Source organism: Arthrobacter sp. 01N442, assembly GCF_056399345.1.
Genome location: NZ_JBFTRD010000004.1, coordinates 631,340 through 650,183, shown reverse-complemented (window position 1 = coordinate 650,183; position 18,844 = coordinate 631,340). Strand labels below are relative to the sequence as shown.

The window sequence follows — 18,844 nt, the reverse complement described above, 5'->3', positions numbered from 1 at the left end:
TTGGAAGCCATCAACCGGCGTCTCCTCAGCTGGGCCTCCATCCTGGACGAAGAGACCCGCAGGCAGGCCGTCGCCACGTCCCAATTGCCCATCATCTACCCTCACCTTGCCCTGATGCCGGACGCCCACTTGGGCAAGGGCGCCACAGTGGGCTCCGTAATCCCCACGGTGGGAGCCATCATCCCGGCCGCGGTGGGAGTGGACATCGGCTGCGGCATGATCGCCGTCCGCACCCAGTACGTGTTCAAGGACCTGCCCAAAGGCCTCCAGCGGCTGCGCCAGGCAATCGAGCGGGCCATACCCTTGTCCGCCGGCCACTTCAACCGCAGGATCTCCGCCACGGCCGGCCCCCGGCTCGCAGAGCTGCGGCGGCTGGCGGCGAAGGCGGGCTTCGACCCCGCACGGTACGCGGCGAACTGGGAGCTGCAGCTGGGCTCGCTGGGCTCGGGCAACCACTTCATCGAGGTGTGCGTGGATGAGAACGCCGCGGTCTGGCTGTTCCTGCATTCGGGCTCCCGTGGGGTGGGCAACAAGATCGCCCAGCACCACATCGCGGAGGCCCGGAGCGTCGCCCTGCGCCGGCACATCGCCCTGCCGGACCGGGACCTCGCCTACCTCGAGGAAGGCACCCCCGAATTCCTGCGCTACATCAGGGAACTGCGCTGGGCGCAGCAGTTCGCCTTGTTGAACCGCGAGGAAATGATGGACCGGGTGGTGCAGCAGTTCGAGTCCTGGATCGGCGGGCCGGTCCGGGAACTCGAACGGATCAACTGCCACCACAACTTCACCGCGCAGGAAACGCACTACGGCAAGTCCGTCTGGGTCTCGCGCAAGGGCGCCATCAGGGCACAGGCCGGCGATCCCGGTCTGATTCCCGGGTCCATGGGCACGGCGTCCTACATCGTCGTCGGGCGGGGGAACCCGGCGTCGCTGAATTCCGCACCGCACGGCGCCGGCCGGGAGTTCTCCCGCACCGCGGCCCGGAAGGCGTTTTCGCTCGCCCAGCTGAAGACCGCCATGCAGGGCATCGAATTCCGGCCCAGGGAGGCCTTCATCGACGAGATCCCCGCCGCGTACAAGCCGATCGACCTGGTGATGCGCGACTCCGCGGACCTCGTCAGGGTGCGGCACAAGCTCCGGCAGCTCGTCAACGTCAAAGGCGACTGACCCGCCGCGGGGAGCGAATCCAGGGCCCGCATGTGACGCTGCATGAACCCGCGTGACCCCGGGTTTCCGCACCATTGAACCCGGTTCCCAGCCGTCCCTAGGGTGAGTCCATGACCACTTCGGAACGGTTCACCGGCCCCTCCCGCGGGGCGCTTCAGGGGCGATGTCGCCGGCGCTGACCACCGCCCGGCCCACCCGCACCCTCCACGAACAGGATCCTTCCATGTCATCCACCCCCGACAAGCCCACCCCCGGCACCACCCGGATCGTCGCCGGCGAAACGGCCAAGCCGAAACGCAAGCGCACGCTCGAGATCAGCGTCGCCGCCGCCCTGGCCCTGCTGATCGGAGCCGGCGCCGCCGTCGCCTCGACGGTGCCCCGCGCCAACGACGCCGAGGCAGCACCGGCCGCCGGCACCACCGCAGCCGCTGCGCAGCTCAAACTCGGCTACTTCGGCAACATCACCCACGCCCCGGCCTTGGTGGGGGTAAGCAAAGGGTTCATCGCCAAGGAGCTGGGCCAGACCAAGCTCACCACCGAGGTCTTCAACGCCGGCCCCGCCGCGATCGAGGCGCTGAACGCCGGCGCCATCGATGCGAGCTACATCGGCCCGAACCCGGCGATCAATTCCTTCGTGAAGAGCAAAGGCGAATCGATCAACATCATCGCCGGGGCAGCCGCGGGCGGTGCTCAGCTGGTGGTTAGGCCGGACATCACCTTGCCGGCGGAACTCAGGGGCAAGACGCTCGCCAGCCCGCAGCTCGGCGGTACCCAAGACGTGGCACTGCGCGCGTGGCTCGGAAAGCAGGGCTTCAACACATCCCCTGGCGGCGGTGGGGACGTGACCATCAACCCCACCGAGAACGCCCAGACGCTGAAGCTGTTTCAGGACGGCAAGCTCGACGGCGCCTGGCTTCCGGAGCCGTGGGCCTCGCGGCTGGTGCTCCAGGCCGGCGCGAAGGTACTGGTGGACGAGAAGGACCTCTGGGATGGTTCGCTCACAGGCAAGCCCGGCGAGTTCCCCACCACCGTGCTGATCGTCAACAAGAAGTTCGCCGCCCAACATCCGGCCACGGTGAAGGCCCTGCTGAAGGGTCATGCGGAGTCCGTGCAATGGCTGACCGCCGCCTCCGCAACCGAGAAGGCCGGGGTCCTCAACGCCGCGCTAAAGGAGTCCGGCGGTGCGGCGCTCCCGGACGACGTCGTCGCCCGCTCGCTGAAAAACATCGTCTTCACCGTCGACCCGCTCGCCGGGACATACAAGAAACTGCTCCAGGACGGCGTCGATGCCGGCACCACCAAACAAGCGGATATCAACGGCATCTTCGACCTGAGCACGCTCAACTCGGTGTCCGGAACGAAGACCTCCGCGCGGGGGCTCGGCAAGGATTGACTCCCGCCCGCTCTGCCACCACTAGTTAGGACGTGACCATGCCAGTCGTACTGGAAAACCTGGGGAAACGCTTCGGCGCCGGCGCCCCGGTGCTGGACGGCGTCAACGCCAGCATCGGGCAGGGCGAGTTTGTCGCCCTGCTCGGTGCGTCCGGCTGCGGCAAGTCCACCCTGCTGAACATCATCGCCGGGCTGGAAGCCCCGACGTCGGGCGCCCTGGAAGTGCCCAGCGACGGCGCGGCCAACATGTTCCAGGACGCGGCCCTCTTCCCCTGGCTCACCGCCCGGGAAAACGTGGAGCTCGCCCTCAAACTGCGTGGGGTCGGCAAAGCCGAACGCCGGGTGCAGGCCGAGGGGCTGCTGGACCTGGTGCACCTGGGCGGGGCGGGGGAGAAGCGCCCGCACGAACTTTCCGGCGGCATGCGCCAGCGCGTGTCCCTGGCCCGTTCCCTGGCCCAGGACCGGCAGCTGCTCCTCATGGACGAACCGTTCGCCGCGCTGGACGCGATCACCCGCGACCTGCTGCACGACGAGCTGGAACGGATCTGGAAGGAAACCGGCCGCACGATCGTCTTTGTCACGCACAACGTCCGGGAGGCCGTCCGGCTCGGCCAGCGCGTGCTGCTGCTCTCCTCGCGGCCCGGCCGCGTGGTCCAGGAATGGCAGGTCTCCGAGGAACACCGCACCGACGCCGGCCTGGCAGGCCAGCTGACCGGCATCATCACCGCCCGGCTACGCGAGGAGATCCGCCGTCATGCCAAATAGCCAAGCCCCCGTCGCGGAAGCCCCGGCCGAGACGCACAAGGTGCATGCCGCCCTGACCCGGACCTCGACGAGCCCGGCCGATCTGCGCGAACTCGAAGCCGGGCTTGACTCGCTCCAGTCCGACGCCGTCCGCAGGACCCGCATCGACTGGAGCCGGATCCTGTTGCCGGTCGCAGCGCTCGCCGTGCTCATCGTGGCGTGGCAGGTGTACGTCTCCCTGGGCATCAAACGCCGCGACCTGGTGCCCGGACCACTGGACGTGATCGGCCAGCTCGGGACCCTCGGGGGAGAAGGCAAGCTGCAGGAAGCGGTCTGGACTTCGCTGCAGCGCGGCGTCGCGGGCTTCCTGATCAGTGTGGTCATCGCGACGCCGGTGGGGCTGCTGCTGGCCCAGGTCGCCCCGCTCCGGCGTGCTTTCGGGCCGCTGATTTCGGGGCTGCAGGTGCTGCCGTCGGTGGCGTGGGTGCCGGCCGCCATCATCTGGTTCGGCCTGAGTGATGCCACCGTGTACTTCGTCGTGCTGATGGGTGCCATCCCGTCGATCATCAATGGCCTGATCTCCGGCGTCGACCAGATTCCGCCGCAGTACCGCCGGGTCGGAGCGGTCCTGGGTGCCTCCCGCCTCCAGCTTGCGCTGCAGATCGTCCTCCCGGCCGCACTGCCGGGCTACCTCGGCGGCCTCAAGCAGGGCTGGGCCTTCTCCTGGCGCTCGCTCATGGCCGCGGAAATCATCACAGTGGGCGGCAGCATGGGCTTCGGCCTCGGGTCGATGCTGAACCAGGGCCGCGACCTAGCGGACATGACCATTGTGCTGGCCGCGATCCTGCTGATCCTTGCCGTCGGCATCCTGGTGGAACTGCTGGTCTTCGGCCCGGTCGAAAAGCGTCTGCTCCGCCGCCGGGGACTCCTCACCGGCAGCACCCGGTAGATCCCCGGCCCTACAGAACGGGAAAGCCCGACGGCGAAAATCGCCGTCGGGCTTTCGGGTGTCACTTCGCAGCCGGCCCAAAACCGCCATATCGCCTTGGCGCCACAAGCCCCTTGCTCCGCCGGGGCGCCGTCCCTACACTCACGGCTATAGGCCGGTTTGCGGCCGATCCATCCCGAATCCAAGGAGGCAGCCGTGGCGCCAAAATTTGGAGTGCTGGCACTGGTCGAGGCAAAGCTGGGGAAAGAACAAGAGGTCTGGGACTTCCTCAATGGAGCCCGCGACGCTGTGCTCAAGGAACCCGGCACACGGACCTGGTATGCCTTCCGGGTCAACGAGTACACCTTCGGCATCTTCGACACCTTTGACACGGAGGAAGCCCGCCAGGCGCATCTAAACGGTGCCATCCCCGCGGCCCTCGGCGAACACGGCCCCACCCTGCTGTCAAAGGACCCCGACATCAAACTGGTCGAAGTCATCGCCGTGAAGTAGCCGGCAGGGCTGCCGCGGCCGTAAAAGTGCCCCGGAACGTCGGCCACCAGGTTACGCCCCGTGACCCTGCGTGAACTGGTGTTTCCGCACCGTTGTTCCCCTCTTGGACGCCACCCTACTGTCGATGCATGGCAATCCAGGACATCTACCCCGCGGCCCTGCGCCTGCTCGGCCGGCCCGTGCTGGTGGTCGGCGGCGGCCCCGTCGCAGCACGCCGCGCCCGGGGACTGCTCGACGCCGGCGCCCGAGTCACCGTAGTGGCGCCGCTAGCCTGCCCCGCGTTGAACGGCCTGGCCGACGCAGGGCTGCTGAGTTGGCAGCCCCGGCCCTACCGCAGCTCCGACGTCGAGGGGGCTTGGTTCGTCCAGACCGCCACCGGCGACGCTTCCGTGGACGCGCAGGTCGCCGCCGACGCCGAGGCACAGCGGATCTGGTGCGTCAACGCCTCCGACCACGAGGCGTCCGCCGCCTGGACGCCCGCCGTCGCGGTCGTTGACGACGTCAAGATCGCCGTCAACGCCGGGGGAGACCCGCGCCGGGCCATGGCGCTGCGTGACGCCGTCGCCACCGCCCTCGCTGCCGGGGACCTGCCGCTGCGCCGGCACCGGGTTCCGGGAAGAGACTCAGTCACGGGCGCCGGCATGGTGGCCCTCGTGGGCGGCGGGCCGGGCGATGCCGGGCTGATCACCGTCCGCGGCCGGCGGCTCCTGGGCCAGGCCGACGTCGTCGTTGCGGACCGGCTCGGCCCGCGTGAACTGCTCGGTGAACTTGCCCCGGATGTCCGTGTGATCGAGGTCGGCAAGGCGCCCGGCCACCACCCGGTCCCGCAGTCCGACATCAACCGGATCCTCGTGGACGAGGCCCTCGCCGGCCACCGTGTGGTCCGGCTCAAGGGCGGCGACCCGTACGTTCTTGGCCGCGGCGGTGAAGAAGCCGAGTTCTGCCGCCAGCACGGCGTCGAGGTGGAAGTCGTTCCCGGCGTGACCTCGGCAATCTCCGTCCCCGCCGCCGCCGGCATCCCGGTCACGCACCGCGGCCTCGCCAAGGGTTTCAGCGTGGTCACCGGCCACGAGGAGCTCAGCGAAGTGCCCGCCCGAGCCGACCACACTGTGATCCTGCTCATGGGCGTGGGGCAGCTGCGCGAATCCGCGGCCTCGCTGGGACGCGCCGGTTTGCCAGCCGGGACACCTGTTGGCATCGTAGAGAATGGATACCTGCCTAACCAGCGGGTGACCATCGGAACGCTCGAAACCATCGCGGACCAAGCGGAGGCCGCAGGCGTGGCGAACCCTGCCGTGATCGTGATCGGCGACGTGGTCCGGGTCAGCCCGTTCGCGCCGTCGCACTTCAAGACCGCGGACTACAGCACCACGTCCCCGAACGCTCCGCGCGTCCCCGCCCGATAGCACCATCCGCACCACCCAACTAGCTCGCAATAGTTGTCGTTATGAGCCCTCAAAACGACAACTACTGCGAGTCAGTTGGGCCGGAACGACCCAAAGGAACACAGCCGTGTCAACGAACACCACCGTAGGAACCGCCGCCCGCCCGCTGCGCGTCGCCGTCGTCGGTTCCGGACCTGCCGGCGTCTACGCCGCGGACATCCTGACCAAGAGCGAGGCCGTCAAGAGCGGCGAGCTCACCGTCAGCATCGACCTCTTCGACCGCTACCCGGCACCCTACGGACTGATCCGCTACGGCGTGGCCCCCGACCACCCGCGCATCAAGGGCATCGTCGACGCCCTGCACAAGGTCCTGGACCGCGGCGACATCCGCTTCTTCGGCAACGTGGACTACGGCACGGACCTCACGCTGGAGGACCTCCGCACCCACTACGACGCCGTCATCTTCGCCACCGGCGCCATCAAGGACGCCGACCTGAACATCCCCGGCATCGAACTCGAGGGATCCTACGGCGGCGCCGACTTCGTCTCCTGGTACGACGGCCACCCCGACGTGTCCCGTGAATGGCCGCTGGAGGCCAAGGAGATCGCCGTGATCGGCAACGGCAACGTGGCCCTGGACGTGGCCCGGATGCTCTCCAAGCATGCCGACGACCTGCTGGTCTCCGAAATCCCGGACAACGTGTACCAAGCGCTGAAGAACTCGCCGGTCACCGACGTCCACGTCTTCGGCCGCCGCGGCCCCGCCCAGGTGAAGTTCACCCCGCTGGAACTGCGCGAACTGTCCCACTCCAAGGACGTCGACATCATCCTCTACCCCGAGGACTTCGAGTTCGACGCCGAATCCGACCGCCAGATCCAGAGCAACAACCAGACCAAGACCATGGTCGGCACGCTCACCAACTGGATCGCCGAGCAGCCCGAGGACCTCTCCGAACTCACCGCGTCCCGCCGCCTGCACCTGCACTTCCTGCACAGCCCGGTGGAGGTGTACGACGGCGCCGCGACGCCGGGCAAAGTCGCCGGCATCAAGTTCGAGCGCACCGAACTGGACGGCACCGGCAACGCCCGCGGCACCGGCGAGTTCATCGACTACCCGGTCCAGGCCGTCTACCGTGCCATCGGCTACTTCGGCTCCGCCCTCCCCGAGGTCGAGTTCGACCACAGCAAGGGCGTTGTTCCGAACGACGGCGGCCGTGTCCTGGACGCGTCCGGCGCCCACGTGCCCGGCATCTACGCCACCGGCTGGATCAAGCGCGGCCCGGTCGGCCTGATCGGCCACACCAAGGGCGACGCGCTGGAGACCGTGACCTACCTGCTGGAGGACCGCGAATCCCTTCCGTTGGCCGCGGCGCCCGCGCCGGAGGCGATCGTCGGACTGCTGGAAGACCGCGACGTGCAGTACACCAGCTGGGAAGGCTGGCTCGCCCTGGACGCACACGAACGGTCCCTCGGCGCCCAGGCGAGCGCGGCTCCGGGCAGCGTCCAGCGTGAACGCATCAAGGTGGTCCCGCGCGAGGACATGGTGGAAATCTCCCGCGGCGGCGTCGCAGCGGAGGTCTGAGCGCCCCGCGTTGTTCCCGATAGGCGGCATTCCCGGCGGGTAGTCAGTAGGCTTACCGTTATGGACACCGCCAGCCACCCAGGATCCCGCCGATGAGGCTCCGTCACAGCAACGCGTCCGGCCGCGGGTACCGCCGGGTTCCCGCCGGGACAGGGTTCAGCTACAAAGACCTTGACGGCTCCACCCTGCCGGCCGGGCCGGTGCGGGAGCGGCTGGAAAGTATCGGCATCCCGCCGGCCTGGACCGACGTCTGGATCGCGCCCTACGAGAACGGCCACATCCAGGCCACCGGGGTCGACGCCGTCGGCCGCCGCCAATACATCTACCACCCCAGCTGGCGGGAGCGGAAGGACCGGCTGAAGTTTGACCGCTCCCTCCAGCTCGCGGAAACCCTGCCGAGCGCGCGCCGGCTCGTGACCCTGGACCTGCGCTCCGAGGGGCTCACCCGGGAGCGGGTCCTCGCCGCCGCCTTCCGGATGCTCGACAGCGGCTCCCTGCGCGTGGGCTCCGAACGGTACACCAACGAAAACGGCAGCCACGGCCTGGCCACCCTGCTCTGCGCCCATGTGAAGGTGCGCAAGGACGAACTCCGGCTCAGCTTTCCGGCCAAGAGCGGCAAGAACTGGGAGTCAAGGATCGACGACGCCGACCTGGCCGACGTCGTCCGTTCGCTCAAGCGCCGCGGCGGCAACGCCCGCCTGCTGGCCTACAAGAACGGCCGCAGCTGGCACCCGGTCACCAGTTCCGAGATCAATGACTACGTCAAGGAACGCACCGGCGGGGACTTCACCGCGAAGGACTTCCGGACCCTGCGCGGCACCGTCGCAGCGGCCGTGAGCCTGGCCCGCAGCGGACCCCAGACCAAGGTCTCCGCCCGGAAACGCGCCGTCAGTCGAGCCATGGTCGACGCCGCCGCGGTGCTCGGCAACACGCCGTCGATCGCCCGGAAGAGCTACGTGGATCCGCGCCTGCTGGATCACTTCGCGGCCGGGGAAACGATCGACCCGAAGCGGCTGGATTCCGCCGAATCGGAAATCCGCGCACTGCTCTACCAGGAGGGCGCTGTCGTCCCGCTGCGCTGAGGGTCTGCCCGCCGCCCGCCGGTCAGAACTCGGCGTTGATGAATCCGATGATGATCGCCGTCCACCAGCACGCCTGCGAGATGACCAGGCACACCAGCAGGTGGACGCGCTGGCCTACGGTCAGTCCCTGGAAGGGGGTGTCCGGCGGCAGATGGACCAGCCGTCGCATCAGCGGAATGAGCATGATGCCGTTCAGGCTGAGCACCAGCACGGCGGCGAGTTTGACGTCCGTCATCAGGTTGTTCAGATGCGGGTTCAGGAACACCCCGGTCGCCAGCAGGCTGGCGAGGCCCGCCCAGATCAGCGGGGTGGCCGCGCCGTCGAGCCGGATGGTTTCGGCCAGCTTGCGGCGGCCAAGGAGCCACAGGAACCCGTGCCAGTCGAGCAGGAGGATGGCGCCGAAGGACACCACAAGGGACAGGACGTGCAGGACGACGGCGATGTCGTGTTCGTAGCCGCCGACCCGGACCGCAGTGGACATCGTGACCGACAGCAGCCACGCGGCAGCCGCCACCGTTGACCACACGACCACCAGGCGGCGGGTGGACCGCTCGGATTCACGATGGCGCCGGATGGTGCGCCTGCTGACTGGGACGTAGCTCATGGCCTGACCTCGACAAGCCGATCCGCCGCTCGCGGACGGCGCCGCCCGGAAGGGCAGGAAACGCGGTTCCGGGCCTAGCTAAAACGATATCCCCGGTCCCTCCCGGCAACAAGGACGGAAAGGGACCCTACATGCGCCCGAACCGCGCACGGAGCAACGCAAAGACGCCGTACGCGATGAAGCCGGCTCCGATGGCCAACAGCAGGTACGGCCCGAAGGGGTGGTGCTGAAGCGCCTTGAGGCTGCCGTCCAGCCCGGTGGACGAACGCGGGTCGTCGGTGGCTGCGGCGATGACGAACAGCAGGCCGGTCAGCACCAGCGCCAGGCCCTTGGCCACATGGCCGGCAACCCCCAGGACGCTGACCAGGTGGCCCCGGTGCGTGCCTTCGAAGTGCGCCAGTTCTTCCTTGAACTTCTTTCCGAGGCCTTTGACCACAAAGTACACGCCGATTCCGCCCACGGTGAGGCCCAGCCCGATCAGCAGCGGCCCGCCGAGCGGGCGGTTCATCAGGGCCTCGCTGAACGCGGCGGTGGAATCGCCGGAGTCACTCCGGAAGCCCAGCGCGAAGCTGGCGAAGGTGAAGCCGATACTGCCGTAGGCGATGGCCAGGAAGCCCGAGGAGACCAGCTTGCCCAGCCGTTCGCCGCGCGGCAGGTGCCGCGCCCGCAGGGTCGCTTCACTCAGCTGCCAGAGGGCCAGCCCGGCGCAGCCAACGCAGCAGGCCCAGAGCACGGCCGGACCCCAGGGGTTGGCCGCGAGCTGCTCGATCGCGCCGGTGGGCTCGGCCTGGCCCGGCGCGCCCAGAACCAGTGCGACGGCGATTGCGCCGATCAGGATGTGGAGCACGGCCATCACAGCGAATCCCCAGCGCGCGACGACGTCGAGCAGCCTGCTGTTGGAGGCGGCCTCGGCGGCATCCGCCGCATCGCCGATGACGGCCTCCGGCGGCGGCCCAAGCTGCCTTTGGGGGAGCTCCCCGCTGACTTCTTCCATTGCTTCGAGCTTACGCGTAACGGGCCGCTGGTCCGGAAGTTCGGTCCGGCGTGCGCCGGCCCGAAACCGGGGGCTACCAAGTTGTTGGTAAGTGTGCTTACTATATCGGGGGTGCGGCGTCGCATGTGGCCGCATCATTTCGGATTCGAATTCACACGATAGGAAGCTCACCATGGCAGGTAATCTTGTTGCCCGATCCATCCACGACCTGACCGCCGGCGCCTGGTTCGGCGGTTCGCTGATGGGCGCCATCGGGCTGAACGGCGCGACGGCGGAGGCCAAGGATCCCGCCGAGCGCACCCGCTTGTCCAGCCTCGGCTGGAAGAAATGGGCCCCCTACCAGACCGCCGCCTTCGGCGCGCACTTCCTTTCCGGCCTCGCCATCATGTGGGAGAACAAGGGCCGGATGGCCAAGCAGGACGGGGTTACCCGGCTGAGCATCTACAAGTCCGTCGTCACCCTGGCCGGTGCCGCCGTGACGCTGTACGCCGGCCTGCAGGGCGCAAAGGTGGACAAGCTCGCCGCTGAAGGAGCCGAGGGTGCCACCGAGCCCAAGCCCGGCGCCTCGGAGGAACTCCGCTCGGCGCAGCAGCAGCTGAAGGTCCTGCAGTGGGCCATCCCGGTCTTCGCCGGCTGGGTTATCGTCCTCGGCGCCAAGCACGGCGAGATGCAGCGCCCGAAGAACGTCTTCAAGGGCCTCTCCCGCTAGTCCGGGGCACTACTGGCCACATCGCGACCATCCCCGGATGGGCGCGATGTGGCCTTCCTGTTGTTCGGGCGCCTATTGTCGCGATTCGCCAACGCGTTCCCAGGGCCGGCGGGGCTGCGTCAGCGCGGGTGCCGGGCGCTGAGCCGCTGCACGGCCAGCGCCAGCCAGAGCTGCACCCGGTCCGCGGTCTGGGCCGGGTCGTAGCCGGTCAGCTCGGTGATTTGGGCCAGGCGGTAGCGCACCGTGTTGCGGTGCAGGGTGAGCTCTTCGGCGACGGCGGCGACCGAGCCGTTGTTGCTCAGGTAGCTCTCCAGCGTGGTCATCAGTTCGGCGCCGTGGGCGGCGTCGAAGTTGCGAAGCGGGTTCAGCGACTCGTTCGCCATATCCGCCAGCGGAACGTCCTCGCTGGCCAGCAGCAGCGAGGTCAGGCTCAGCCGTTCCGGCTCGTTGACGGGCAGGCCGTGGCTCGCCGCGTCGCGGGCCTCGAAGTAGCTCCAGCGCAGGCCGTTCGGTTTCGTATACGCCCCGCCGATGCCGATCGTCGCGTGGATCCCCGCCTCGGCGAGGTGGTCGCTGAGGCTGCGCGCCAGGGCGCTGGCGCCGCTGCCGTCGTCGTGGACCAGCACCACCAGATCCTTGCCGACGACGGCGGTCACCGCCGCCGCCAGCGGCTGCGGCAGCGAGGAACTGCCCAACTGCTTCGCGTGGGCCGCCGACTCCGCGAGTAGGACGACGTTCTTGCGGGTGCTGTTGACGCCGATGCCGGCGAGACGCCGGGTGGCCTCGGTGGTTTCGAGCGTCCCGTGGATTACGTCCTCAAGCACCTGCCCGGCCAGGGCGCGCTGGGCCTGGCGCTGCTTGACCATGTTGTTGAGTTCCACGCTGATCAGGTTCTGCGCATAGCCGACGATGCCCGAATCCTCGAACGGGTGCCGCACCCAGAGCGTGCACGCGTCCCGCCGGCCGGTGGGGATCGGGTAGGAGGCCCAGCCGTCCGCCGTGGGGGAGGGGCTGCCCGCGGCGCTGTTGTAGAGCTGCGCGGTGAACTGCGTCAGGACAATCTCGGTGCGCAGCATCGAGCCGAGGTGCTTGAGCAGCTCGGCGAGGCCGCCGCCGGTCAGCAGGGCGCGGGCGAGGACCTGGTGGCCAGCGATCAGGCGCTCCAGTTTGGCGTAGTGGTCCGCGGACTGGGCGTCGGCCACAAGCTTGCCAATCGCGATGAAAGGCGTCTCGTAGGGCACCTCCACCACCGGCAGGCCCCAGCGGTTGGCCTCGGCGATCAGGGCCGGCGGCACCGACTCGTGGCTCAGTCCCACCCCGAAACCAATGCCGACCGCCCCGGCGCGCTGGACCTGGCGGACAAAGCGGCGCTGATCGGGGGCGGTCCGCAGCCGCATCCCCGTGGTCAGGACCAGTTCTCCGCCGTTCAGGAAGCGCTGCGGGTCCTCCTGCTCCGTCACTGCCACCCAGTGGATATCCTGGTGCCAGGTGGTCTCGGCGAGGCCCGATTTCGTCAGCTTGAGGGACGGAACCCCCAGCAGGGCCGCCAGTGAAATTGCCATGGAATCAGGATAGCCGGGGGCTGGTCAACCGCACTAAAGTGCTTCGACTTCGGTGTGCAGCTGCCTATTCCCTGCCTTGCGCGCCTGGCATAGGCTCGGAGCAGTCGCAGATCCCCTCATCCCTGCCTTTCCGAGGCCAGCACGAAAGAGGTTGTACACCGTGGTTCAAACCTTGCAGAACTTCATTAACGGCGAGTTCGTCACCCCCGCCGGCACCGCCCTGCTGGACGTCGTCAACCCGACCAACGGGGAAGTCGTGGCCAAGTCGCCGGTTTCGGTGCAGGCCGACGTCGACGCCGCCATGGCCGCCGCGAAGGACGCCTTCGCCAGCTGGAAGCACGTCACCCCCGGCCAGCGCCAGCTGATGCTGCTCAAGCTCGCCGACGCCGTCGAGGCCAACAGCGACGAACTCGTCGAGGCCCAGCACCGCAACACCGGGCAGGTCCGCTCCCTGATCGCCTCCGAGGAAGTCGCCGCCGGAGCCGACCAGCTGCGCTTTTTCGCCGGAGCCGCCCGGATCCTGGAAGGCAAGTCCGCCGGCGAGTACTTCGAGGGCCACACCTCCTACGTGCGCCGCGAACCGATCGGCGTCGTCGCCCAGGTCGCCCCGTGGAACTACCCCTTCCTGATGGCCATCTGGAAGATCGGCCCCGCCCTCGCGGCCGGCAACACCGTGGTGCTCAAGCCTTCGGACACCACACCGGAATCGACCCTGGTCCTGGCCCGCCTGGCCGGCGAGATTTTCCCGGCAGGCGTGCTCAACGTGGTCCTCGGCACCGGTGAAACCGGCGCGCTGATGGTGGAGCACAAGGTCCCCGGCCTCGTGTCCATCACCGGCTCGGTCCGGGCCGGCATCGCTGTCGCCTCCGGCGCCGCCAAAGGCCTGAAGCGTGCACACCTTGAACTCGGCGGCAAGGCACCCGCGATCGTGTTCAAGGATGCGGACATCAAGAAGAGCGCCGCGGCCATCGCCGACTTCGCCTTCTTCAACGCCGGCCAGGACTGCACGGCAATCACCCGGGTCCTCGTCGAGGACTCCGTGCACGACGACGTCGTGGCCGCCATGGTGGAGCACACCAAGACACTGCACACGGGCTCGCAGAACGATGAAGACAACTACTTCGGCCCGCTGAACAACGTCAACCACTTCAACGCGGTCACCTCCGTCGTCGAGCATCTGCCGGAGAACTGCAAGATCGAGACCGGCGGCCACCGCGCGGGGGAGAAGGGATTCTTCTTCGAGCCCACCATCATCACCGGCGCCAAGCAGAGCGATGACATCGTGCAGAAGGAAACCTTCGGCCCCGTCATCACCGTGCAGAAGTTCAGCACCGAGGCCGAGGCCGTTGAGCTGGCCAACGATGTCGACTACGCCCTGGCCTCCAGCGTCTGGACCACGGACCACGGCACCGCCATGCGGCTCAGCCGGGACCTGGACTTCGGCGCCGTCTGGATCAACACCCACATCCTGCTCACCGCCGAAATGCCGCACGGCGGGTTCAAGCAGTCCGGCTACGGCAAGGACCTCTCGATGTACGGCGTCGAGGACTACACCCGCATCAAGCACGTCATGAGCGCATTGGATGCATAACGCTGTCGCGTAACTGATCCGGCTTCGCCGCCCCTCCCACGTTTAGAAAGGCTTCCCCATGACCACCACAGCAAACGACATCACCTACCGTCTTGAGCAGAAGCGCCGCGTCCAGGCCGACTTCCCGGGACCCAAGTCCGTGGCCCTCACCGAGCGCCGCAAGTCCGTCGTCGCTTCCGGCGTCGCGTCCAGCGTCCCGGTCTACGTCGCCGACGCCGACGGCGGCATCATCCAGGACGTCGACGGCAACTCCTTCATCGACCTCGGTTCCGGCATCGCCGTGACCAGCGTCGGCGCCTCGGACCCCGCCGTCGTGGGCGCAGTGAAGGAAGCCGTGGAGCACTTCACCCACACCTGCTTCATGGTCACCCCCTACGAGGGCTATGTCGCCGTCGCGGAACAGCTGAACCGCCTGACCCCGGGCGACCACGAGAAGCGCACCGTGCTGTTCAACTCCGGTGCCGAAGCCGTGGAAAACGCCGTCAAGGTGGCCCGCCTCGCCACCGGCCGGGACGCCGTCGTCGCCTTCGACCACGCCTACCACGGCCGCACCAACCTGACCATGGCGCTGACCGCCAAGGCCATGCCGTACAAGACCAACTTCGGCCCGTTCGCGCCCGAGGTCTACCGCATGCCGATGAGCTACCCGTACCGCGAGGAAAACCCGGAGATCACCGGTGCCGAGGCCGCCAAGCGCGCCATCACCATGATCGAGAAGCAGATCGGCGGCGAGCAGGTTGCCGCGATCATCATCGAGCCCATCCAGGGCGAGGGCGGCTTCATTGTCCCGGCCGAGGGCTTCCTGCCGGCACTCGCGGCCTGGGCGAAGGACAAGGGCATCGTCTTCATCGCCGACGAGGTCCAGTCCGGCTTCTGCCGGACCGGCGAATGGTTCGCCGTGAACCACGAAGGTGTTGTTCCGGACATCATCACCATGGCCAAGGGCATTGCCGGCGGCATGCCGCTCTCCGCCATCACCGGCCGCGCCGAGCTGCTCGACGCCGTCCACCCGGGCGGCCTCGGCGGCACCTACGGCGGCAACCCGGTGGCCTGCGCCGCGGCGTTGGCCTCCATCGGCTCCATGGAGCAGTACGACCTCAACGCCCGGGCCCGCCACATCGAGGAACTCGCCCTGGGCAAGCTGCGCGAGCTCGCGTCCGAGCTCACGGTGGTCGGCGACGTCCGCGGCCGCGGCGCGATGCTGGCGATCGAACTGGTCCAGGCCGGTTCCAAGGAGCCGAACCCGGAGCTGACCAAGGCCGTTGCCGCCGCCTGCCTCAAGGAAGGCGTCATCATCCTCACCTGCGGCACCTACGGCAACGTGATCCGTCTGCTCCCCCCGCTGGTGATCAGCGACGAGCTGCTGCTCGACGGACTCGAGGTCCTGGCCGCGGCGGTCCGCGCCAACGCCTAGGCACGGCCCAGCAGGGGGAGACCCCGAAGGAACGCACAGAAGCAACGCACAGAAGCAACGTGGACGAGCCGCGGACTGGGAAGTCCGCGGCTCGTTCACGTTCGGGTGCTGTTGCTCCGGCGCCTACCGCCAGGAGCTGGCGTCAAGCTGGATCGCGACAACGTAAAGGTGGCGGCCCTGCTCGATCTTCTCGACCTCATAGACCCGCACCTTGGTCTGCGGCGCCGCCGTGCCCGGCCGGCCGACGCCGATCCCGTAACTGAGGACCCCCTCAAAATCGCCGGCCGGGGCGTAGCGGGTAAGCGCCCGGTAGCCGATCGAGGGTGCAGGGCTGCTCTTGATGGTGCTGGCCTTCCCGTCCGCGGTATGTGCCTGGGCGCCGTGGAACACTACTTTCAGGATGGCGCCCGAGCCGGGCATCGGCACGGGCAGGCCGCTGCCGTCGGCGAGCAGTTCGGGGACGAACGAAATGTCGTAGCTGGGGAAGGCGCCGTTGAAGCGGAAGCTCAGCTGGTCATAGGGCGGGGTGTCGGAGGGGTGCTGGCCGGCACCGATCGCGTACAGCGTGGGCAGGGGTTCCGCCGGCGGCGGAGCCAACGGTACGGGGTTGCTGTGCGTGGTCTTGAACGGCGTCTTCGCTCCAGGCCATGCCCAGTCATGGGTGACGGTCGAGGAGATCACGCGGTCGCCGTCCTGCGGTGCCTTGGTCTCATCGGAATCCGGCGGCAGCGTGGCGGTGGCCGAAGTCGACGGCGTCGAACTGCTGGACGGGGCAACCGAGGTGGCGGAAGCGGTGGAGGTCGGCGTCCCGGATGCCGTCGAGGTCGCCGGCGCGGCGCTGGTTCCGGACGGCTGGGGCGGGGACGGGGTGCAACCGGTCAGCGCGAGCAGGAAAATCAACAGCCCCAGTCCGCTATTTCGTGCCGCGAACCCGTGGTTCCTGATCAGACTCATGGTGAGCTCCCCTCGACGCGTTCAGCGTAGGCCTCGGAAACTTCGGCGGCGCAGGGCCAAAAGTCACCCACATTTCGGCGCGGCGCTGGGCTAGAGTCTTTCCTACCACTGCAGGAACGCAGACCGGCCGACGTCGCCCGGAACCCCCGGAGCCAAGCTGGATTCTGCCCCAGACCCATAAGGGGTTCTTACATGCGATACGTAGTTGGCTACACACCCAACGACCGCGGCGCCGACGCCGTCGCCCTCGCCTCCGCCATGGCCCGCGCCCAGGGCGCCCACCTGGACCTGGTCCATGTAGTGGACCGGAACACCCCCTATGTCGCGCTGAACCCGCAGGGCAACCGCGTCAGCGCCGCAGAGCAGTCTGTGCTCACGGCCGAGCGGCAGGGCCTTGCCCTCGTTCCGGAGGGCCTGGAGGCCAGGTTCCACGTGCGCCAGGCGGACTCGTTCGCCGCCGGCCTGATCGACGCAGCCAAGGAGTACCGCGCCGGCCTGATCGTGGTGGGTGCCGCCAACAGCGGCCTGTTCAAGCGGTACAGCGTCGGCAGCGTGGCCAACGCACTCCTGCATGCCTCCCCGGTCCCGGTTGCCCTGGCCCCCCGCGGGTACCGGCACACGGATCCGATCACCCGGCTGACCCTCGCCGTCGGCCAGCGCACCGGCGCCGAAGCCGCAATCGACGTCGCGATCGAGTCGGCCGCCCGCCGCGGGGTGCCGCTGCGGCTTGTCTCCCTGGTCGAGCTGGACGCCGAGGGCGACGGCGGCGAAAACGTCAACGCCGCGCATGTCCACGCGAACACGGTCCTCAAAGCCGCGGCCGCTCGCCTGCCCGAAGGCCACCACGTGAGCGTGGAGGTCGCGCACGGACGGACCATCGAGGAGGCTATCGATGACCTCGAATGGGACGACGCCGAGATCATGATCGTGGGCTCCTCCCGCCTGGCCGAGAAGAACAAGCTCTTCATCGGCAGCACGGCCAACAAGGTGCTCCGCGCCCTGCCGGTCCCCATGGTCGTGGTGCCGCGCGACTACGTCCGCATCGACACCAGCCCGGAGGACTAGGCCCACCCGCAGCCGAAAGAGGGGAGTTCTCCGGGGCCGGTCAGGCGGCGGCGCGGGCCAGCCTGCGGGTCACGGAGTTCCTCCGGGCCGTGCGCAGCATGTCCACGGTCAGCAGCGCCAGCGCGAGCCAGACGACGCCGAAGCCCACCCAGCGCTCCGGGGTCATGGCCTCCCTGAAGACCACCAGCGCGACGATGAACTGCAGCACCGGGGCGAAGTACTGGAGCAGCCCGATCGTGGTCATCGGCAGCCGCCGGGCGGAAGCGCCGAAGAAAAGCAGCGGGACGGCCGTAATGACGCCGGACGCGGCGAGCAGCCAGAAGTGCCCGGCGCCGTTGTTGGTCAGCGTGGCGGCCCCGGTCACGGCCAGTACGACCATGGCCGCCCCGGCGATGGGTGCCAGCACGATCGTCTCGACGGAGAGGCTGGTGAGGGCGTCGGCCCGCGGACCCACCCGTTTCTTGACGAAGCCGTAGAGGCCAAAACTGAAGGCCAGGGTCAGGGCGATCCAGGGCAGTTTGCCGTAGGAATACGTCAGCACGCCCACCGCAATGAACCCGACGCCGACGGCGGTCCACTGCAGCGGCCGGAGCTTCTCCTTCAGGACGAAAACGCCCAGCAGCACCGAGACGAGCGGGTTGATGAAGTAGCCCAGCGATGTTTCCACGGCCTGGCCGGTGGTCACGCCGTAGGTGTAGGTCAGCCAGTTGATTGCGATCAGGCCGGCCGCGAGGGCCAGCGGGCCCATGACGGTGCGGTTCCGGAACGCGGCGCCGATCACCCGCCAGGAGCGGGTGACGGTGATCAGCAGGATGCAGAACAGCAGCGACCACACCACCCGGTTGGCGACGATTTCGACGGCGCTGGCCGGGTGCAGCACGAAGAAGTACAACGGAAGCAGCCCCCACAAACCGTAGGCGCCGATGCCGAACAGGATCCCCGCCGTCGTGTCCTTGTCCACTGCCTTGAGTGCGGGGGCGTTGGCGGCGGGACCGCTGGCCGCGACACCGCCGGGCCCGTGGCCGGCGGCTCCGGCAGCGGGGGCAGCGCCGCCCGGGGAAGTCAGGGTTGCGGGGGGACGGGATCCGTCGGAGATAGGCACAAGATCAATAACACCACCCCCGGTGGCCCTATTCCTGCCGCCTGGCGCTGCAGGAC

The 18,844-nt window shown here is 68.5% G+C and carries 17 protein-coding genes; 12 read left to right on the top strand and 5 right to left on the bottom strand.

Annotated features, from left to right (window positions below):
• From AC1DNC_RS10480 to AC1DNC_RS10445, 8 genes are all read left to right on the top strand, one after another.
• Entirely contained in the window at positions 1–1,167 is a 1,167-nt protein-coding gene (locus tag AC1DNC_RS10480; protein WP_476862472.1) for an RtcB family protein, read from the top strand.
• Between the two features lie 223 nt (positions 1,168–1,390).
• Entirely contained in the window at positions 1,391–2,560 is a 1,170-nt protein-coding gene (locus AC1DNC_RS10475; protein ID WP_476862471.1) for an ABC transporter substrate-binding protein, read from the top strand.
• Between the two features lie 38 nt (positions 2,561–2,598).
• Positions 2,599–3,324, top strand: coding sequence for an ABC transporter ATP-binding protein (locus AC1DNC_RS10470; RefSeq protein ID WP_476862470.1), 726 nt, complete (start codon positions 2,599–2,601; stop codon positions 3,322–3,324).
• Complete coding sequence (locus AC1DNC_RS10465) at positions 3,314–4,252, top strand: ABC transporter permease (RefSeq protein ID WP_476862469.1); 939 nt, start codon at positions 3,314–3,316, stop codon at positions 4,250–4,252. Before AC1DNC_RS10470 ends, AC1DNC_RS10465 begins: the two co-directional genes overlap by 11 nt.
• A 195-nt stretch (positions 4,253–4,447) precedes the next feature.
• Entirely contained in the window at positions 4,448–4,744 is a 297-nt protein-coding gene (locus AC1DNC_RS10460; protein WP_476862468.1) for a putative quinol monooxygenase, read from the top strand.
• Positions 4,745–4,872: 128 nt separating this feature from the next.
• Positions 4,873–6,150: a uroporphyrinogen-III C-methyltransferase gene (cobA, locus tag AC1DNC_RS10455; RefSeq protein ID WP_476862467.1), complete on the top strand. Its 1,278-nt coding sequence runs from the start codon at positions 4,873–4,875 to the stop codon at positions 6,148–6,150.
• A gap of 106 nt (positions 6,151–6,256) precedes the next feature.
• Positions 6,257–7,711, top strand: a complete 1,455-nt coding sequence (locus tag AC1DNC_RS10450) for an FAD-dependent oxidoreductase (protein WP_476862466.1) — start codon at positions 6,257–6,259, stop codon at positions 7,709–7,711.
• Between the two features lie 92 nt (positions 7,712–7,803).
• Entirely contained in the window at positions 7,804–8,793 is a 990-nt protein-coding gene (locus tag AC1DNC_RS10445; protein WP_476862465.1) for a DNA topoisomerase IB, read from the top strand.
• A gap of 22 nt (positions 8,794–8,815) precedes the next feature.
• Here the strand turns inward: AC1DNC_RS10445 and AC1DNC_RS10440 are convergent, their stop codons facing one another.
• Both AC1DNC_RS10440 and AC1DNC_RS10435 read right to left on the bottom strand, forming a co-directional pair.
• The gene (locus AC1DNC_RS10440; RefSeq protein WP_476862464.1) at positions 8,816–9,397 is read right to left on the bottom strand and encodes a hypothetical protein; all 582 of its coding nucleotides are present in this window, start codon (positions 9,395–9,397) and stop codon (positions 8,816–8,818) included.
• A 127-nt stretch (positions 9,398–9,524) separates the two neighbouring features.
• Complete coding sequence (locus AC1DNC_RS10435) at positions 9,525–10,391, bottom strand: DUF1206 domain-containing protein (protein WP_476862463.1); 867 nt, start codon at positions 10,389–10,391, stop codon at positions 9,525–9,527.
• Between the two features lie 172 nt (positions 10,392–10,563).
• Here AC1DNC_RS10435 and AC1DNC_RS10430 point away from each other — a divergent pair, with 172 nt between their 5' ends.
• On the top strand, positions 10,564–11,100 hold the full coding sequence (locus AC1DNC_RS10430; RefSeq protein WP_476862462.1) for a hypothetical protein: 537 nt from the start codon (positions 10,564–10,566) through the stop codon (positions 11,098–11,100).
• A 119-nt stretch (positions 11,101–11,219) separates the two neighbouring features.
• Here AC1DNC_RS10430 and AC1DNC_RS10425 read toward each other — a convergent pair whose 3' ends face one another.
• Positions 11,220–12,662, bottom strand: a complete 1,443-nt coding sequence (locus AC1DNC_RS10425; RefSeq protein ID WP_476862461.1) for a PucR family transcriptional regulator — start codon at positions 12,660–12,662, stop codon at positions 11,220–11,222.
• Between the two features lie 160 nt (positions 12,663–12,822).
• Between AC1DNC_RS10425 and AC1DNC_RS10420 the strand changes: the two genes are divergently transcribed.
• Both AC1DNC_RS10420 and gabT read left to right on the top strand, forming a co-directional pair.
• The gene (locus tag AC1DNC_RS10420) at positions 12,823–14,253 is read left to right on the top strand and encodes an aminobutyraldehyde dehydrogenase (protein WP_476862460.1); all 1,431 of its coding nucleotides are present in this window, start codon (positions 12,823–12,825) and stop codon (positions 14,251–14,253) included.
• Between the two features lie 58 nt (positions 14,254–14,311).
• On the top strand, positions 14,312–15,667 hold the full coding sequence (gabT, locus tag AC1DNC_RS10415; protein ID WP_476862459.1) for a 4-aminobutyrate--2-oxoglutarate transaminase: 1,356 nt from the start codon (positions 14,312–14,314) through the stop codon (positions 15,665–15,667).
• A 123-nt stretch (positions 15,668–15,790) separates the two neighbouring features.
• Here the strand turns inward: gabT and AC1DNC_RS10410 are convergent, their stop codons facing one another.
• Positions 15,791–16,621, bottom strand: a complete 831-nt coding sequence (locus tag AC1DNC_RS10410) for an AMIN-like domain-containing (lipo)protein (protein ID WP_476862458.1) — start codon at positions 16,619–16,621, stop codon at positions 15,791–15,793.
• 192 nt (positions 16,622–16,813) lie between these two features.
• Here AC1DNC_RS10410 and AC1DNC_RS10405 point away from each other — a divergent pair, with 192 nt between their 5' ends.
• Positions 16,814–17,686, top strand: a complete 873-nt coding sequence (locus AC1DNC_RS10405) for a universal stress protein (RefSeq protein WP_476862457.1) — start codon at positions 16,814–16,816, stop codon at positions 17,684–17,686.
• Positions 17,687–17,726: 40 nt separating this feature from the next.
• On the opposite strand, the gene rarD is transcribed toward AC1DNC_RS10405, so the two are convergent.
• Positions 17,727–18,797, bottom strand: coding sequence for an EamA family transporter RarD (gene rarD, locus AC1DNC_RS10400; protein ID WP_476862630.1), 1,071 nt, complete (start codon positions 18,795–18,797; stop codon positions 17,727–17,729).
• Positions 18,798–18,844: the final 47 nt, after the last annotated feature.

Coding starts and splice junctions, on each gene's coding strand:
- AC1DNC_RS10475 (WP_476862471.1), top strand. CDS start 1,391: ATGTCATCCACCCCCGACAAGCCCACCCCCGGCACCACCCGGATCGTC.
- AC1DNC_RS10470 (WP_476862470.1), top strand. CDS start 2,599: ATGCCAGTCGTACTGGAAAACCTGGGGAAACGCTTCGGCGCCGGCGCC.
- AC1DNC_RS10465 (WP_476862469.1), top strand. CDS start 3,314: ATGCCAAATAGCCAAGCCCCCGTCGCGGAAGCCCCGGCCGAGACGCAC.
- cobA (WP_476862467.1), top strand. CDS start 4,873: ATGGCAATCCAGGACATCTACCCCGCGGCCCTGCGCCTGCTCGGCCGG.
- AC1DNC_RS10445 (WP_476862465.1), top strand. CDS start 7,804: ATGAGGCTCCGTCACAGCAACGCGTCCGGCCGCGGGTACCGCCGGGTT.
- AC1DNC_RS10440 (WP_476862464.1), bottom strand. CDS start 9,397: ATGAGCTACGTCCCAGTCAGCAGGCGCACCATCCGGCGCCATCGTGAA.
- AC1DNC_RS10435 (WP_476862463.1), bottom strand. CDS start 10,391: ATGGAAGAAGTCAGCGGGGAGCTCCCCCAAAGGCAGCTTGGGCCGCCG.
- AC1DNC_RS10430 (WP_476862462.1), top strand. CDS start 10,564: ATGGCAGGTAATCTTGTTGCCCGATCCATCCACGACCTGACCGCCGGC.
- AC1DNC_RS10425 (WP_476862461.1), bottom strand. CDS start 12,662: ATGGCAATTTCACTGGCGGCCCTGCTGGGGGTTCCGTCCCTCAAGCTG.
- gabT (WP_476862459.1), top strand. CDS start 14,312: ATGACCACCACAGCAAACGACATCACCTACCGTCTTGAGCAGAAGCGC.
- AC1DNC_RS10410 (WP_476862458.1), bottom strand. CDS start 16,621: ATGAGTCTGATCAGGAACCACGGGTTCGCGGCACGAAATAGCGGACTG.
- AC1DNC_RS10405 (WP_476862457.1), top strand. CDS start 16,814: ATGCGATACGTAGTTGGCTACACACCCAACGACCGCGGCGCCGACGCC.